The organism is Curtobacterium flaccumfaciens pv. betae, from assembly GCF_026241855.1.
Classification (GTDB): domain Bacteria; phylum Actinomycetota; class Actinomycetes; order Actinomycetales; family Microbacteriaceae; genus Curtobacterium; species Curtobacterium flaccumfaciens.
Genome location: NZ_JAPJDC010000001.1, coordinates 126,735 through 141,332, shown reverse-complemented (window position 1 = coordinate 141,332; position 14,598 = coordinate 126,735). Strand labels below are relative to the sequence as shown.

The 14,598-nt window shown below is 71.8% G+C and carries 13 protein-coding genes; 5 read left to right on the top strand and 8 right to left on the bottom strand.

Annotation, left to right across the window (positions count from 1 at the left end):
• Positions 1-108: 108 nt before the first annotated feature.
• Positions 109-3,678 carry a bifunctional proline dehydrogenase/L-glutamate gamma-semialdehyde dehydrogenase gene (locus ORG17_RS00680; protein WP_214527254.1) on the bottom strand — a complete coding sequence of 1,190 codons (3,570 nt, stop codon included), beginning with the start codon at positions 3,676-3,678 and terminating at the stop codon, positions 109-111.
• Positions 3,679-3,806: 128 nt separating this feature from the next.
• On the opposite strand from ORG17_RS00680, the gene ORG17_RS00675 reads away from it, so the two are divergent.
• Positions 3,807-4,286, top strand: a complete 480-nt coding sequence (locus ORG17_RS00675) for a MarR family winged helix-turn-helix transcriptional regulator (RefSeq protein ID WP_071245301.1) — start codon at positions 3,807-3,809, stop codon at positions 4,284-4,286.
• Here the strand turns inward: ORG17_RS00675 and ORG17_RS00670 are convergent.
• The 6 genes from ORG17_RS00670 to ORG17_RS00645 all read right to left on the bottom strand — a co-directional run bounded on the left by ORG17_RS00670 (position 4,283) and on the right by ORG17_RS00645 (position 9,413).
• Positions 4,283-4,990 (bottom strand): anti-sigma factor, encoded by a 708-nt coding sequence (locus tag ORG17_RS00670; protein WP_071245303.1) that lies wholly within the window; start codon positions 4,988-4,990, stop codon positions 4,283-4,285. The two genes, ORG17_RS00675 and ORG17_RS00670, sit on opposite strands and share 4 nt — an antisense overlap.
• Positions 4,987-5,502: a sigma-70 family RNA polymerase sigma factor gene (locus ORG17_RS00665; protein ID WP_214527256.1), complete on the bottom strand. Its 516-nt coding sequence runs from the start codon at positions 5,500-5,502 to the stop codon at positions 4,987-4,989. The genes ORG17_RS00670 and ORG17_RS00665 overlap by 4 nt, the downstream gene beginning before the upstream one ends.
• Positions 5,499-6,188: a YceI family protein gene (locus ORG17_RS00660; protein WP_027467041.1), complete on the bottom strand. Its 690-nt coding sequence runs from the start codon at positions 6,186-6,188 to the stop codon at positions 5,499-5,501. The genes ORG17_RS00665 and ORG17_RS00660 overlap by 4 nt, the downstream gene beginning before the upstream one ends.
• 42 nt (positions 6,189-6,230) lie before the next feature.
• Positions 6,231-7,310, bottom strand: coding sequence for a TerC family protein (locus ORG17_RS00655; RefSeq protein WP_214527257.1), 1,080 nt, complete (start codon positions 7,308-7,310; stop codon positions 6,231-6,233).
• Positions 7,311-7,429: 119 nt separating this feature from the next.
• Complete coding sequence (locus ORG17_RS00650) at positions 7,430-7,957, bottom strand: DEAD/DEAH box helicase family protein (protein ID WP_214527258.1); 528 nt, start codon at positions 7,955-7,957, stop codon at positions 7,430-7,432.
• A gap of 91 nt (positions 7,958-8,048) precedes the next feature.
• Positions 8,049-9,413: a hypothetical protein gene (locus tag ORG17_RS00645; RefSeq protein WP_214527260.1), complete on the bottom strand. Its 1,365-nt coding sequence runs from the start codon at positions 9,411-9,413 to the stop codon at positions 8,049-8,051.
• Positions 9,414-9,512: 99 nt separating this feature from the next.
• Between ORG17_RS00645 and ORG17_RS00640 the strand changes: the two genes are divergently transcribed.
• Positions 9,513-10,370, top strand: a complete 858-nt coding sequence (locus tag ORG17_RS00640) for an NAD-dependent epimerase/dehydratase family protein (protein WP_301565350.1) — start codon at positions 9,513-9,515, stop codon at positions 10,368-10,370.
• 105 nt (positions 10,371-10,475) lie between these two features.
• On the opposite strand, the gene ORG17_RS00635 is transcribed toward ORG17_RS00640, so the two are convergent.
• Positions 10,476-11,441: a DNA-3-methyladenine glycosylase family protein gene (locus ORG17_RS00635; protein ID WP_214527264.1), complete on the bottom strand. Its 966-nt coding sequence runs from the start codon at positions 11,439-11,441 to the stop codon at positions 10,476-10,478.
• A 75-nt stretch (positions 11,442-11,516) separates the two neighbouring features.
• Between ORG17_RS00635 and ORG17_RS00630 the strand changes: the two genes are divergently transcribed.
• The 3 genes from ORG17_RS00630 (at position 11,517) to ORG17_RS00620 (ending at position 14,595) form a co-directional block, all read left to right on the top strand.
• The gene (locus tag ORG17_RS00630; RefSeq protein ID WP_111028748.1) at positions 11,517-12,545 is read left to right on the top strand and encodes a 6-phosphofructokinase; all 1,029 of its coding nucleotides are present in this window, start codon (positions 11,517-11,519) and stop codon (positions 12,543-12,545) included.
• A 311-nt stretch (positions 12,546-12,856) separates the two neighbouring features.
• A complete protein-coding gene (locus tag ORG17_RS00625; RefSeq protein ID WP_214528089.1) occupies positions 12,857-13,834 on the top strand; it encodes an MDR family oxidoreductase in 978 nt (325 codons plus the stop codon).
• Between the two features lie 92 nt (positions 13,835-13,926).
• Entirely contained in the window at positions 13,927-14,595 is a 669-nt protein-coding gene (locus ORG17_RS00620) for a GntR family transcriptional regulator (protein WP_071248894.1), read from the top strand.
• Positions 14,596-14,598: the final 3 nt, after the last annotated feature.

Genomic DNA, 14,598 nt, shown 5'->3' with positions numbered 1-14,598 from the left:
TCCTCGGGTCACTTCGTGAGCAGAAGAGGTCGGGTCCCGTCTGGGAACCCGACCTCTTCTGCTCACGAAGCGGAACGCCCGAAGCGGAACGCGCGACGCGCGACGCGCCTAGACGCGCAGCTCGGAGAAGTCGCTGTCGACGTCGCCGAACCGGTGCGCGGTGATCGACACCGACTGCTCGCGCAGGTACGGCAGCATCTCGATCACACCGGCCTCGACCACGGGGGCGTCGTGGATCGCGACGTCGATGCTCGCACCCAGGGCTTCTTCGAGGGCGAGCGGATCACCGCCGAGCAACCGGATCCGGGCACCGGGACCACCGAACGCCGTGTGGGCCGGCCGGTCCTGCCCCTGCGACAGCACGGCCTCGAGCGCGTCGACCGGCTGGTCGTCCTGGTCGGTGGACCAGTCCGCCTGGAACACGGCTCCCGACGATGCGCGGGCGTGGAACTCCTGATCGGACTCGACCAGGTGGTCGACGACGTCGAGCGGGGACCGGTTCGACGCGAGCAGCTGCGTGAGTGGGCCCGGCAGCGGCCGAGCCGTGCTGAGCAGGATGTGCGCGCGTGCCGAGGTCGCGGCGACGAACGTCCGGACGAGGTCCACGGTCGAGGCGTCCTCGGCCTGGCGCACGATGACGGACTGGGGTCGGTGGCGCAGCACGTTCCGCTGTACCACGAGCCCGGACAGGTCCCGCGACCGGAAGAGCGTCTCTCGTGCATGCACGTCGCTCAGGGCTCCGGCGCGGACACGGTCGAACTCCTCGAACGACAGCCCGCTGCGTGCGGCCTCGATCACCGCGGTGACGCGTGGGGGCAGGCCGTGCAGCTGGATGCTCTTGTGCACGGTCCGGGGTGTGGGCTGCCAGCGGCCGAGGGTCGCGACGTACATCGGGCCTCCGGCCTTGGTACCGGTGCCGACCGAGGAACCCTTCCAGCCACCGAACGGCTGGCGCCCCACGACGGCACCGGTGATGCCGCGGTTGACGGACAGGTTGCCGGCGTGGACCCGGGCCAGCCACTCGGACACCTCGTCGACGTCGAGCGAGTGGATGCCCGCCGCCAGCCCGAAGTCGGTGCCGTTCTGGATGGCGATCGCCTGCTCGAGGGTCTCGGCGCGCATGATGCCGAGCACCGGGCCGGAGTACACGGTCTGGTGGAAGTCGCTGCCGGGTCGGACGCCGTCCCGGATGCCCGGCGACCAGAGCCGGCCGGAGTCGTCGACCGCTTCGGGCTGCACGAGCCAGGACTCCCCCGGCCCGAGCTCGGTCAGCCCCTGGCGGAGCGTGCCATGCGGTTCGGCGACGAGCGGGCCGACCTGCGCCGTGGGGTCGTCCGGCCACGCGACCCGGAGCGTGCGGGTGGCGTCGACGAGCTGCCGCTGGAAGCGCTCGCTCTCACCCACGGACCCGACCAGGATCACGAGGGACGCCGCCGAGCACTGCTGTCCGGCGTGCCCGAAGGCGGACTGCACGATGTCCTGCACCGCCAAGTCGAGGTCGGCGCTCGGCGTGACGACGATGGCGTTCTTGCCGTTCGTCTCGGCGGTGAGCGGCAGTCCGGCACGCCACCAGCGGAACGAGCGGGCGGCGTCGGACGAGCCGGTCAGGATGATGCGGTCGACCGTGGGGTGGCCGATGAGGTCGCGGCCGAGTTCGTCCTCGGCCAGGTCGACGAGCTGCAGCAGCGAGTGCGGCACCCCGGCGTCCCAGAGCACGTCGGCGAGCACGGCACCGGAGCGCTTCGCCTCGGGCGCGGGCTTGAGCACGACACCGCTGCCCGCGGCGAGCGCCGCCAGCACGCCACCGGCGGGGATCGCGACCGGGGAGCTCCACGGCGGCACGACGACGGTCAGCCGCGGCGGCACGTACTGCGCGCCCTCGACGTCACCGAGGCGCCGGGCGCTCTCGGCGTAGTAGTGGGCGGCGTCGACGGCCTCGGTCACCTCGGCGTCGGCCCCGGCGAAGGTCGTGCCCGTCTCGGCGGCCATCACCTCGATCAGGTCGGCGCGGCGGGTCTCGAGTTCGTGCCCGATGAGGTCGAGGAGCTCGGCACGGTCGGACGGGTCCTGCCGCCCCCAGTTCACGCCGGCCTGGGCGGTCCGCGCCATGATCCGCTCGAGCTTGGACCGGTCGGCGACCTTCGCGCCGCGGATCGTCTGTGCGCCGAGCTGCGAGCGCGGCACCCGGCGCAGGACGTCGAGCGCCCAGGCCCGGTTCGCGGCGACGGACGGGTCGGTGTCGGGGGCGTTGCGGAACGCGTCGCGCAGGACCGGTTCGCCGAGGGCACGGTGGCGGTCCTGCGTGCGGTGGCTGGCGGGGACGGGCTCGTCGAGGGCGGCGACCGACGCCAGGAACCGGCTGTGCTCCCGCTCGAAGACGCTGGCGTCGTGGTCGATGTCGGCTGCGGCGGCGATGAAGTTCTCGGGGCTCGCGCTCTCCTGCAGGCGACGGGCGAGGTACGCGATGGCCGAGTCGAACTCGTCCGGCTGCACGACGGGCGTGTAGAGCAGGATCTGCCCGACGTCGGCTCGGACGGCCTGGGCGTGGGTGGACGCCATACCGAGCAGCATCTCGACGTCGACGGCGTCGGTGACCCCGCGGCGCTGCGCGAGCACCCATGCGGTGGCGAGGTCGAACAGGTTGTGCCCGGCGACCCCGATCCGCACGGCGTCGGTGCGCTCCGGCGTCAGTGCGGCGTCGAGCATCCGGAGGTAGGCGGTGTCGGTCTCGCGCTTGCTGCCCCAGGTGGCGAGGGGCCACCCGTGCAGGATCGCGTCGACGTGCTCCATGGCGAGGTTCGCGCCCTTGACGAGCCGCACCGTGATCGGGGCACCGCCGCGTGCCCGGCGTTCCTGCGCCCACTCGGTCAGCGCGTCGAGCGCTCCCGCGGCGTCGGGCAGGTAGGCCTGCAGCACGATGCCGGCCTGCAGGTCGGCGAACTCGTCACGGTCGAGCAGCGCCCGGAACACGGCCAGGGTGACGTCGAGGTCGCGGTACTCCTCGATGTCGAGGTTGATGAACTTGGCCGGGCGTCCGACGGCCGTCGGTGCCGCGGCAAGACGGTAGAGCGGGACGAGCCGGTCGACGACGCGCTCGACCGTCTGGTCGAAGGCCCACGGCGAGGTCTGCGGCACGACGGAGCTCACCTTGATCGACACGTGGTCGACGTCGTCGCGGGCGAGCAGGTCCATGGTGCCCTGCAGGCGTCGGTCGCTCTCGGCGCTGCCGAGGACGGCTTCGCCGAGCAGGTTCACGTTCAGTCGCGTGCCCGGACCGCGGACCTTGGCGAGGGCCGGGCCGAGCTTGCTCGTGCTCGCGTCGATGACCAGGTGCCCGGTCATCCGGCGCAGGATCCGGCGCGCGGTCGGGATCACGGCCCACGGCGCCATGGTGGCGAACCCACCGCCGAGCGTCACCGCCCCGCGCAGGTACCAGGCGAGGAAGTCGGGGACGTCACGGCTCAGCTGCTCGAGGTTCCGTGCCGCCACGCGGGGGTCTTCGGGGCGGACGACCTTGTCCACGAAACCCCGGGTGAAGTCGAGGCCCTGCTCGTCGCGCAGGACCTCGGCCAGACGGACCGCGCCCGGGTCGGGCTTCACCCCGGCGGACGCCGCCAGCCACCGGCGCACGAGCGCGACGGCGTCATCGGTGGTGTCCTGGAGGCGAGCACTCGGCATCCCCCGATCGTATGCCGCACGTCCGACGCGACCTCGGAGCACGCCGTACGTCGACCAGGAGTCATCCGAGCGGATGAAAGGGGTCGCTGCGCGGTCCGACCGTCCGCCCGGTGGATACGCTGGTCGGCATGTCGACGGAGGGCAACGGTGGCCACGACTGGGCCACCTGGGACGCGTACCACGACGTCTGGCGACGACTCGACCGGGCGCTCGACCGGGCCGTCCAGGCGGGCGCCGGCATCTCCGTCCCCGAGTTCGAGATCCTGATCGGCCTGCACCGCGACCCGGACCACCGTCTGCGCGTCCGGGACATCGCCGCGGGCATCGGCTGGGAGAAGTCGCGCGTCAGCCACCAGGTCACGCGGATGGTCTCCCGCGGCCTGGTCGAGCGGGCGGACTGCCCGAGCGACGCCCGCGGCAGCTGGGTGGTGATGACCGCGGACGGCCGTCGTGCGGTGCTCGCCGGCATCCGCGCGCACACCGGTGCGCTCGAGGACCTGTTCTGGAGGCCCGTGGGGACCGACGCCGAGACGCTGCGGTCCGTCAGTGCGCGCGTCCAGGACGCCATCGGCCCCGACGACGCCTCGGACGAGGCCGACGTCGGCTAGAGCGTGACGACGGCGAGCGCGCCGCGCTCACCGCGCAGCCGGACCTGCACGCTCTTGATGTCGTCCCGCGGGATGTCCGTCGACGCCGACAGCCCTCGTGCGTCCGCGCCGGCAGCCGTCCACGACCCCACGGTCTGCGTCGTGCCGTCCGTCCGGACGACGACCAGGTCGTAGAGGATCGACCCGTCCGGCGACCACTCCTTGCCGCCGTACGAGCACCCCCAGTCGAAGCGGGTGCCCCACTGCTCGCCGCTGATGGCGAGCTGGACGTCGAGTCCCTGCACGCCGGTCATGTCGTAGCGGTCGGCGGTGGCAGCTGCCGTCGGAGCGGCACCGGCCTGCACCGTGGTGCGCTCCCCCGCGGCACCGACCGCGAGCCCGCCCAGGACGGCGGCGACCACCGCGAGCCCCGCGGTGGCGGCGACCCAGACCCGGCGACGGCGGCGACGGTGTCGGACGCGGTGCGCGACGGAGGCGAGGTCGCTCTCGGAACGGGTGTCGGGCCTCCCGTCTGGTTCTGCGATCTCGATCGCCTGGTCGGCCGGCAGCTTGCCGAGCAGCCCCGGCAGACCGACCAGCTCGGCGACGGCGGCCGCACAGCGGTCGCACGTCTCGAGGTGCCGCTCGTACTCCAGGCGTTCACCGGCCGGGAGCGACCCCAGGACGTACGCCGCATCCCACTCCGCGTACTTGTCGTCGCTCATCGGGTCACTCCTCGTTCCTGCAGTGCGAGCCGGAGGGCTCGCAGCCCGTAGTGCAAGCGCGACTTGGCGGTGCCCTCCGGGATGTCGTGTCGCCGTGCGATCTCCGGCACCGTGTGCCCGAGCCAGTACGCGTCCACCACCACGCGGCGGTGGTCCGCGGTCAGCGACGCGAGTGCGTCGGCGACGACGATCCGGTCCAGCACGGCGTCCGTGCTGTCCGACTCGATCCGTTCGACCTGGTGCTCGGTGCCGTGCTCGCGGCGGTTGCGTGCCGACCGCGCGTCGTCGACCACCAGGTTGCGCGCCACCGTGAACAGCCACGCCCGCGCGCTGTCGGGTGCCCGTTCGAGCACGGCCGGACGCTGCCAGGCCCGGACCATCGTCTCCTGCACGACGTCCTCGACCGTCGAGCCGTCCCGCGTGAGGTGCCGGACGTACCGCGTGAGCGCGTCACCGTGCTCGCGGTACAGCGTCGCGAGCAGCTCGTCCGCGGAACGACTCGTCACGGTCACTTCCCGAGGTCGAGGGAGAACTCGACGGAGCCCTTCCCGTCCACGGTGACGAAGCCGAGCGACGGGGCCTTCACGCCGTAGTCGGCGAAGGTGATCGGCACGGTGCCGGCGACCTGGACGGTCCCGCCCTTGCCGACCGCGACCTGCGCGTCGGCCGTGACCGGCTTCTCGACACCGTGCAGGTCCATCGTGCCGGTCAGGGTGACGTCCTGCGTGGAGCCGTCGAGCGCCTTCGTGACGTCGACGGGCTTCGTCAGCTCGAACGTGGCAGTGGGGTACTTGTCGGTCTGCAGCGCGGTGGAGCGGAAGTACTCGTCGCGGGCCGCTTCGGGGGTGCTGATCTTGCCGACCTGGACGGTGACGGTCGCCTTGGTGAGGGAGCCGCCGTCGACGACGGCGGTGCCCTTGACGTCCTTCGTGCGACCGACCACGTTCACATCATTCCCCTGCAGGACCTCGTGCACCCGGTACCCGGCGTACGAGCTGCTCGTGCTGGTCCAGGTGCCGTCGGCGTCCTTCGCGTCGAGGGTGCCGGACGAGGACGCCGACAGCGAGGGGGCTGCGGCGGCCTGGCCGTTGACGGTGTTCGCGTAGATGACCGGGCCGGCGATGACGGCTGCTGCCGCCACGACGACGACGCCGGCGGAGATCCCGATGATGACCTTGGTGCGTTTGCGGAGTGCCATACCCAGACGACGAGACGGCAGGGCGGATCGTTCAAACGGGTTTCAGTCGGAGGTGCGGGCGCGGTCCTGGTCGGCTCGGTCCTGGTCGGCCCGGTCCTGGTCGGCCCGGTCATCGTCCGCCGCTGTGTCGTCCGCGGTCGCGGCGTCGGCGGCCGGGGTCTCGCCGCGCATCCGGACGAGGCTCGCCAGCGTCGACACGGCCATCGCGGCGACGATCACCAGCAGGGACACCCACGTGTTGATCTCCGGCGCCCACTCGATGTGGTGGCCGCCGTTCAGGAACGGCAGCTCGTTGTCGTGCAGCGCGTGCAGGACGAGCTTCACGCCGATGAAGGCCAGGATCACGGCGATGCCGTACTTCAGGTAGACCAGACGCTCGAGCAGTCCGCCCAGCAGGAAGTAGAGCTGGCGCAGGCCCATCAGCGCGAAGACGTTCGCGGTGAACACGATGAAGGGGCTCTCGGTGATGCCGAAGATCGCCGGGATCGAGTCGAGCGCGAACAGCAGGTCGGTGGTGCCGATCGCGATGAGCACGATGAGCAGCGGCGTGAAGTGCCGGACACCGTCGTGGTGGGTGCGGAACTTCATGCCGTCGTACGTGTCGGTGAGACGGACCCGACGGCGGAGCAGCCGGACGATGAAGGTGTCCTTCTGGTCGTCCTCGTCCTCGCCGCGGAGCTGCTGGATCGCCGTCCAGATCAGCCAGGCACCGAAGATGTAGAAGATCCACGAGAAGTTCTCGATGAGCTGCGCGCCGACCAGGATGAAGATCCCGCGGAGCACGAGCGCGATGATGATGCCGAGCAGCAGCACCTCCTGCTGGATCTTCTTCGGCACCGAGAAGCGCGCCATGATGATGACGAACACGAACAGGTTGTCGATGCTCAGGCTGTACTCGGTGAGCCAGCCCGCCAGGAACTGCCCGGCGGAGTCGCCACCGGCGAAGACCAGCATGAGCACCGCGAAGACCAGTGCGAGTCCGACGTAGATGCCCACCCAGATACCGGATTCGCGCAGCGTCGGCACGTGCGGGCGACGCGCGACGATGAGCAGGTCGGCGAGCAGGATCGCGACCAGGGCGATCATCGAGCCGACTTCGAACACGACGGGGAGCTCGGGCATGCGGAGCCTTCCTTGCTGGTGGTGGGGCGGGCGGCTTCGTGAGCGACCCGCACCAGTCTCCGGCATGATCCGGGCGGTGGCGAACCCCGGGGCTGCGTGCGGCGGACAGAGCCGTGCTGTCAGCGCTCTGACGCCACCGCGTCCGCGACGGCCCGTGCGACCTCGGCGGCGGGGGCCTCGGTCGCGTCGATGACCTCGGCCTCGGCGTGCAGCCAGCCGCGCGCCGCCTCGGCGTAGGCGTCGACGTACGCGAACCGGAACGTCGACGGCCCCACGATCTGATCGTTCTGGATCCGGTCGCGGAGCGTCGGCCCATCGACGTGCAGCACGAAGTGCCGGACCGGTATCCCGTGGTCCGCGAGCCCCGCGGCGATCTCACGCCAGTAGGCCTCGACCAGGACCGTCATCGGCATGATGAGCGGCCCGCCCACGTAGTCGTGCACCCGGCGAGCGGTCTCGACCACGAGCGGCCGCCACGGGTCCCAGTGCTGGAAGTTGTCGCTGGCCGGCAGCCCCGGCGTGACGTCCATCAGCACCTCGCCGACCTTCTCGGCATCCAGGATCCGCGAACCGGGCAGCAGCGGCTGGAGCAGTCGGCTCGTCGTCGTCTTCCCCGCCCCGTGGGTTCCGTTCAGCCAGACGATCACACCAGGACCCTAGCCGCCGACCACCCCGAGGGGCGGTCGGCGGCTGGTCGGGCGGTCAGTCAGCGGTTCGGCCCACCGACGGGTCGGCCGGTCAGCGACCGCTGAGGTCGTACGGGGCCACCGTCGAGTCGACCGTCGTCAGGTACCCACCCCCGGCGAGCGCCGTGGGCAGCGTGATGGTGCGCAGCACCGAGGGCTTCGTGCCGGTGGTGTCGATCTGGGTGATCTCCCCCTCGTCGCCCCGCGTCACGAACACACTGCGGCCGTCGTCGGTCGCCGCGGTGAACCGCACCGAGGCCCCGGCGGCCGACTGTCCGGCGACGGGACCCTTGCGCAACGGCGTGAGCGGGACCGAGGTCGTCGGGCCGGAGTAGACACCGTCGGTCTGCTTCCGCACCAGGACGAGCGAGTCTCCGGTGCCCGACGTCAGCGCGACGGCGGCGAACCGGGCGGTGACGGCGACACGGGTGAAGGACCCGGTGCCGAGGTCGACGCTGCGGATCCTGCTCGAGGACGTCGACGAGGTGGTCAGGTACGCGGGGACGGCGTTCCACGGGGTGCCCGCAGCCGTGCTGCCGGCCTGGGTGCCGACCACGGTCGTCCCGTCCGGCGCCGTGCGGGGGCGGTAGCTCTGCACGCTCGGCTTCGGGTACGCGACGGACCGGGATCCCGTGAAGCCGGTCCGCGTCACCCGGACGGTCTGCACGCCGGCGGCCAGGTCGGAGCCGATCACCGTCCCCGTGGCGTTGACGATCGGGCCGTGCGGGTAGGCGCCGAGGGGCGTGGTCGCGACGGGGCGCGGGTGCGTCGCGCCGCGCATGATCGCGGACACGGAGTAGGCGTCGAGGCGTCCGCCCGCGGTGACGACCAGGCGCAGGGGGCTGCCGACCAGGAACGTCTCGACCTCTTCGGTGCCGCGCTTGCCCGTGGTCGCGAGTTGCACCGCCGAGGTGTCGATCTGTGCGGTGCGCTCCGTCTTCCGTCGGAGGTCGATGACGGTGACCCGCTGCCGCTCGGAGCCGTCGAAGTCGGAGCCGACCGCCAGGTGCCGGCGCGCGGTGTCGGTCGACAGCCAGCCGGCACGCTCCCAGCGCTTGTCGGCGTTCGGGATCGCGTAGTGCTGCGAGATCCGCGCGGTGCCGCGGGGACCGATCGCCATGACGTCGAGCTGCGGCTTCGACTCGTCCATGAACGCGATCCGCCCGTGGCCGAGCTGCACGGAGCCCGCGTGGGTGCCGAACTCGATCCCGCTCAGGGTGGCGGTCCGCCTGCCCGTGACGGCGTCGTTGACGTACACGCGCTTCGCCGTCGGGTCAGCCGTGACGAGCCAGCTGTGGTGGGCGGTCCGGGTCACGGCGGGTGCAGCCGACGCGGGGACGGCGATCGCGGTGCCGACGAGCGGGACGAGCCCGGCCAGGACGAGCGCGGGGAGGAGACGCAGGGATCGAGGGGACATGGAACTCCTGTCGAGAAGACCGGACGGTGATCATCCAGTTGAGAACCATTATCACCAAGCTCCCCGCCTTCCACCATGAGACCGTGCCAAGGTCGAGCCGTGCAGAACTCCACGACAGTCGTCATCGCCGGATGCGGCGACCTCGGGACCGAAGCCGGCCTGCGCTTCGCCGACCTGGGCCACCACGTGATCGGACTCCGCCGCCGCGCCGAGCTGATCCCCGCGCCGATCACCGGCCGGAGCGTCGACCTTCGACACGAGCTCCCCGAGATCCCGGCCGACACGAGCGTCGTCGTCGTGGCCTTCGCCGCTGGCAGCCGCGACGTCGACGAGTACCGCGCCACCTACGTCGACGGGCTGCGCAACGTGCTCGACGGCATCGACGCCTCGGAGGCCGACCCCCGGGTGCTCGTCGTGTCCTCGACCGCCGTGTACGACGTCTCGGACGGCAGCGAGGTCACCGAGGAGACACCCGCGCGCGGGGCGACCCCGACCGCCGAGGTCCTGGTCGAGGCCGAGGTCCTGCTGCGCGAGCGCGCTCCCGGCGCCGTGCTGGTGCGGTTGTCGGGCGTCTACGGTCCGGGCCGCGAGCGGCTCATCGACCAGGTGCGGTCCGGTGCCGCACGGCTGGCACCGGGGACCTCACCGCACACGAACCGCATCCACCGCGACGACGCCGCAGCAGCGCTCGTGCACCTGGCGGCGCTGCCGGATCCGGCACCGCTCTACCTGGGCACCGACGACGAGCCGAGTCGGCTGGACGACGTGCTGCGGTTCCTGGCCGAGGAACTCCACGTCGCCGAGCCGTCGACGGGCGACGGTGACGCGCGGCAGGCCGGCGGCGACAAGCGCCTGTCGAACGCGCTGCTCCGGTCGACGGGATGGACACCGCGGTACCCGACGTTCCGCGAGGGCTACCGCGCCGTGCTGGCGGGCGAGGGCACCCGCCACCCCTGACGCCCTGCGGGACACCGGTGTTCGCACTCCGAACACCCACGTGCCGGTGTGCAAAGCGCGAACACCGGTGTTTTGCGGACCCACACACCCGCCCGACAGACGCGCTCAGTGCCCCCGGTGGTCCTGGATCGTGATCCGCGGCCCGAACGACGGCTTCCGGAACCCGGAGCCGCCGATCAACCGCACGACACGCTCCCGGTGCCCGCGCCAGGGTTCGAGCAGCTCGAGCATCCCGTCGTCGTCCACCGGGGCACCGGTCAGTGCCCACCCGACGAGCGCCGGCACGTGGAAGTCCCCCACGCTCGGTGAGTCCGGGTCACCGTGGGAGCGCTGGGCGGTCTCGGCGGCGGTCCACCGACCGACCCCGGGGATCGACTGCAGCTTCGTGGACACGACCTCGCCGCCGCGGCCGTGCACCAGGCTCCGTTCGAGTGCCGGCGCGAGCTTCACGGCGCGCATCACGGTGGCCGAGCGCCCCGGTTCGATGCCCGCCCGGTGCCACTCCCAGCTCGGGATCCGCGCCCACGTCGGAGCGTCCGGCGGCACCATCATGCCCGCGGGTGCCGGACCGGGCGCCGGGGTGCCGTGCCGACGGAGCAGGTACCGCCACGCGCCCCACGCCTGGCGCGAGGTCACCTTCTGCTCCATGATCGCCGGCACGAGCATCGCGACCACGGTGTTCGTGCGGAGCAGCCGGAGCCCGGGCTGCCGGTGTCGTGCCGCGGCGAGGAACTCGTTGCCGGAGACGTCGAACGACGACCAGTCGTCGCCGCGTCCGAGCAGATCGGGGGCGTGCTCGACCGCCCACGGGGCTCCGCTGCCCCACGCCGACACCGCGATGGTGTCGCCGGCCCGCCGGATCGCCACGGAGGCGGGACCGGAGGGCGTGCGCAGCGCGAGCCACACGACGCCGCCGACCACCTGGAAGGCCGGGTCGCCGGAGCCGCGCTGCAGGGGCCGCAGGGTCGACGCGACGTCCACCGCGCCTCCAGGCCGGTACACCGTGTCGACGCGAGACGCGTCACTGGACGCACCAGCGGCGTCGACGGCGGCGGAAGCGAGCAGGGACACACGGGGATGGTAATGCGGAACCACCGTCAGTCATGATGGGCACTGATCCCCACCACCCGACGACGGAAGTTCACCATGCGCATCGGCATCCTCACCTCCGGAGGCGACTGCCCCGGCCTGAACGCGGTCATCCGCGCGATCGTCCTGAAGGGCATCGCCATCTACGGACACGACTTCGTCGGCTTCCGCGACGGGTGGCGCGGGGTGGTCGACGGCGACATCGTCCCGCTCGGCCGCAAGGACATCCAGGGCATCGCGAAGCAGGGCGGCACGATCCTCGGCACCAGCCGCACGAACCCGTTCGAGGGCCCCAACGGCGGGTTCGAGAACATCTCCGCGACCCTGCAGCGGCACGGTATCGACGCGATCGTCGCGATCGGCGGCGAGGGCACCCTGGCCGCCGCGAAGCGCCTGACCGACGCCGGCCTGAAGATCGTGGGCGTGCCGAAGACGGTCGACAACGACCTGGGCGCGACCGACTACACGTTCGGCTTCGACACCGCCGTCGCCATCGCGACCGAGGCGATGGACCGCCTGCGCACCACCGGCGAGTCGCACTCGCGCTGCATGGTCGCCGAGGTCATGGGCCGGCACGTGGGCTGGATCGCGCTGCACTCCGGCATGGCCGCGGGCGCGCACGCGATCCTCATCCCCGAGCAGAAGACGAGCATGGAACAGATCGCGAAGTGGGTGCGGGCCGCCTACGACCGCGGTCGCGCACCGCTCGTGGTGGTGGCCGAGGGCTTCGTCCCCGACCACGAGGACACGGCGCACACGGAGCGCGGGCTCGACGCCTTCGGGCGCCCGCGGCTCGGCGGCATCGGCGAGCGCCTCGCGCCGCTCATCGAGGAGATGACGGGCATCGAGACGCGGGCCACGACCCTGGGGCACATCCAGCGCGGTGGCACGCCGACCGCGTACGACCGGGTGCTGTCGACGCGGCTCGGGCTGGCGGCGATCGACTCGGTCGTCGAGGAGCGCTGGGGCCGGATGGTGGCGCTCCGGGGCACCGAGATCGAGCACGTCTCGTTCGAGGAGGCGCTCGGCGAGCTCAAGACCGTGCCGCAGGCGCGGTTCGACGAGGCCGCCATCATGTTCGGCTGAGTGGGGCGGGCTGGGGCGGGGTCGGGGCTGGGCTGGGGCGGTTTCGGGCGTACCGGGTTGAATCGGGCGTACCTGGTCGGTTCTTCTGACCCGGTACGCCCGAATCCACCAGGCATCGCACGCGTTCTGGGAAAGAACGGACAGGCCGAGGCGCCCGCCGACCCTGCGCCGGGTCAGATCGGGCGTACCGGGTCGAAGCAGGCGTACCTGGTCGGTTGTTCTGACCCGGTACGCCCGAATCCACCAGGCATCGCACGCGTTCTGGGAAAGAACGGGCAGGCCGCCGGGAGGCCCGGGGTAGCGTCCGGCGCATGACCCGCGCCGTCCTCGTGTCCAGCACAGCCCCGCCCACCGTCACCGACGTCGACCTGCCGGATCCGGCCGAGGGCGAGGCCCTCGTCGACGTCACGTACTCGAGCGTCAACTACAAGGACGGCCTGGCCCTCGCACGGAACCCCGGTGTCGCCCGGCTCGATCCACTCGTGCCGGGGATCGACGTCGTCGGCACGGTGTCGGGGCTCGGGCCGGGCGTGCACGAGGTCGCGATCGGTGACCGGGTGGTGTTGAACGGCGCTGGCCTGGGTGAGACCCGGCACGGGGGCTGGGCAACGCAGGCCGTGGTGCCGTCCGGGTCGCTCGTCGTACTGCCCGAGGCGATCGACGACTCGTTCGCGGCGGCCATCGGCACCGCGGGGTTCACGGCGATGCTCAGTGTGCTGGCGTTGGAGCGCTTCGTCGCGCCGGACGACGGGCCGGTGCTGGTGACCGGGGCATCCGGCGGGGTCGGCACCGTGGCGATCGCGCTCCTCGCGGCGCGCGGGTACCGGGTCACGGCGTCGACCGGTCGCGCAGCCAACACGGACTCGCTCCGCCGACTCGGGGCCACCGAGGTGGTCGACCGCGGCACCCTGTCCGAGCCGGGCAAGCCGATGCAGCGTGCCACCTGGGCCGGAGCGGTGGACAGCGTCGGCGGGGCCACGCTGGCGAACGTCCTGGCCTCGACCCGGTGGGGTGGTGCCGTGACAGCGTGCGGGCTGGCGCAGGACTCCGCACTGCCGACGACCGTGCTGCCGTTCATCCTGCGGTCGGTGTCGCTGCTCGGGATCAACTCCGTCGACGCCCCGCTCGAGCTCCGGCGTCGAGCGTGGGACCGGCTCGCGTCCGACCTCGACGCGGCGCTCCTGGCCGACGTCACCCGAACGGTCACGCCCGAGCAGGCCATCGCGGTGGGGGCCGAGGTCGTCGCGGGAAAGGTGCACGGTCGGACGGTCGTCGCCGTGGCGGGCTGATCCGGCATCCTCGCCGAGCGGTTGATTTAGCAAACGTTTGCATATTGGCACGCTAGGATTTCGAGTGTCGATTTCGTCCTCGAGGAGATGACATGCCGGTCCCCAAGTCCACCGTGGAGAGTTCTCCCCGGAAGCTCCTGCGCGACGTCGTCTACGACAAGATGCTCGCGGCCCTGCGCGACGGCACACTGCAGCACGGCGAGCGCCTGAACGACGACGAGCTGGTCCAGTGGCTGGGTGTGAGTCGCACCCCGATCCGCGAGGCGATCGCGAAGCTCGTCGACATCGGCCTGGTCGAGATGGAGGCGAACCGGTACACCCGCGTCGCCACCCCGACGTTCGAGGACTGGGTCATCGCGACCCGCGCGACCGCCGGGTTCTTCGAGCTCAGCCTGCGCTGGGGCGTCCCCGAGTACAGCGACGAGGACGTCGAAGCCCTCACCGTGCTGCTCGACAAGGCCGACCGCATGCGCAAGGTGCGGGACTACGGCTTCAGCGGTGCCCTCACCGAGATCATCGAGTTCGCCGTCGAGCACTCCGGGAACCCCCTGGTGCAGAACGCGGCCGTCGGCGCCATGGAGCGGGTCCGCTTCACGCTCAACCCCACGCCGGCGTTCGAGCAGTACGGGTCCGAGGCGTTCTTCTCGATCCTGCGTGAAGCGCTCACCGAGCGCGACGGCGAAGGCGCTGCCGAGGCCGGACGAGCCCTCACCCGCAACTTCGAACAGCACATCGAGGCGGTCCGCGCCGACCGCGGCTGACCC

What these genes read in the sequence shown, in the direction of transcription:
- ORG17_RS00680 (WP_214527254.1), bottom strand. Translation starts at nt 3,678, where the DNA reads ATGCCGAGTGCTCGCCTCCAGGACACCACCGATGACGCCGTCGCGCTC.
- ORG17_RS00675 (WP_071245301.1), top strand. Translation starts at nt 3,807, where the DNA reads ATGTCGACGGAGGGCAACGGTGGCCACGACTGGGCCACCTGGGACGCG.
- ORG17_RS00670 (WP_071245303.1), bottom strand. Translation starts at nt 4,990, where the DNA reads ATGAGCGACGACAAGTACGCGGAGTGGGATGCGGCGTACGTCCTGGGG.
- ORG17_RS00660 (WP_027467041.1), bottom strand. Translation starts at nt 6,188, where the DNA reads ATGGCACTCCGCAAACGCACCAAGGTCATCATCGGGATCTCCGCCGGC.
- ORG17_RS00655 (WP_214527257.1), bottom strand. Translation starts at nt 7,310, where the DNA reads ATGCCCGAGCTCCCCGTCGTGTTCGAAGTCGGCTCGATGATCGCCCTG.
- ORG17_RS00645 (WP_214527260.1), bottom strand. Translation starts at nt 9,413, where the DNA reads ATGTCCCCTCGATCCCTGCGTCTCCTCCCCGCGCTCGTCCTGGCCGGG.
- ORG17_RS00630 (WP_111028748.1), top strand. Translation starts at nt 11,517, where the DNA reads ATGCGCATCGGCATCCTCACCTCCGGAGGCGACTGCCCCGGCCTGAAC.
- ORG17_RS00625 (WP_214528089.1), top strand. Translation starts at nt 12,857, where the DNA reads ATGACCCGCGCCGTCCTCGTGTCCAGCACAGCCCCGCCCACCGTCACC.
- ORG17_RS00620 (WP_071248894.1), top strand. Translation starts at nt 13,927, where the DNA reads ATGCCGGTCCCCAAGTCCACCGTGGAGAGTTCTCCCCGGAAGCTCCTG.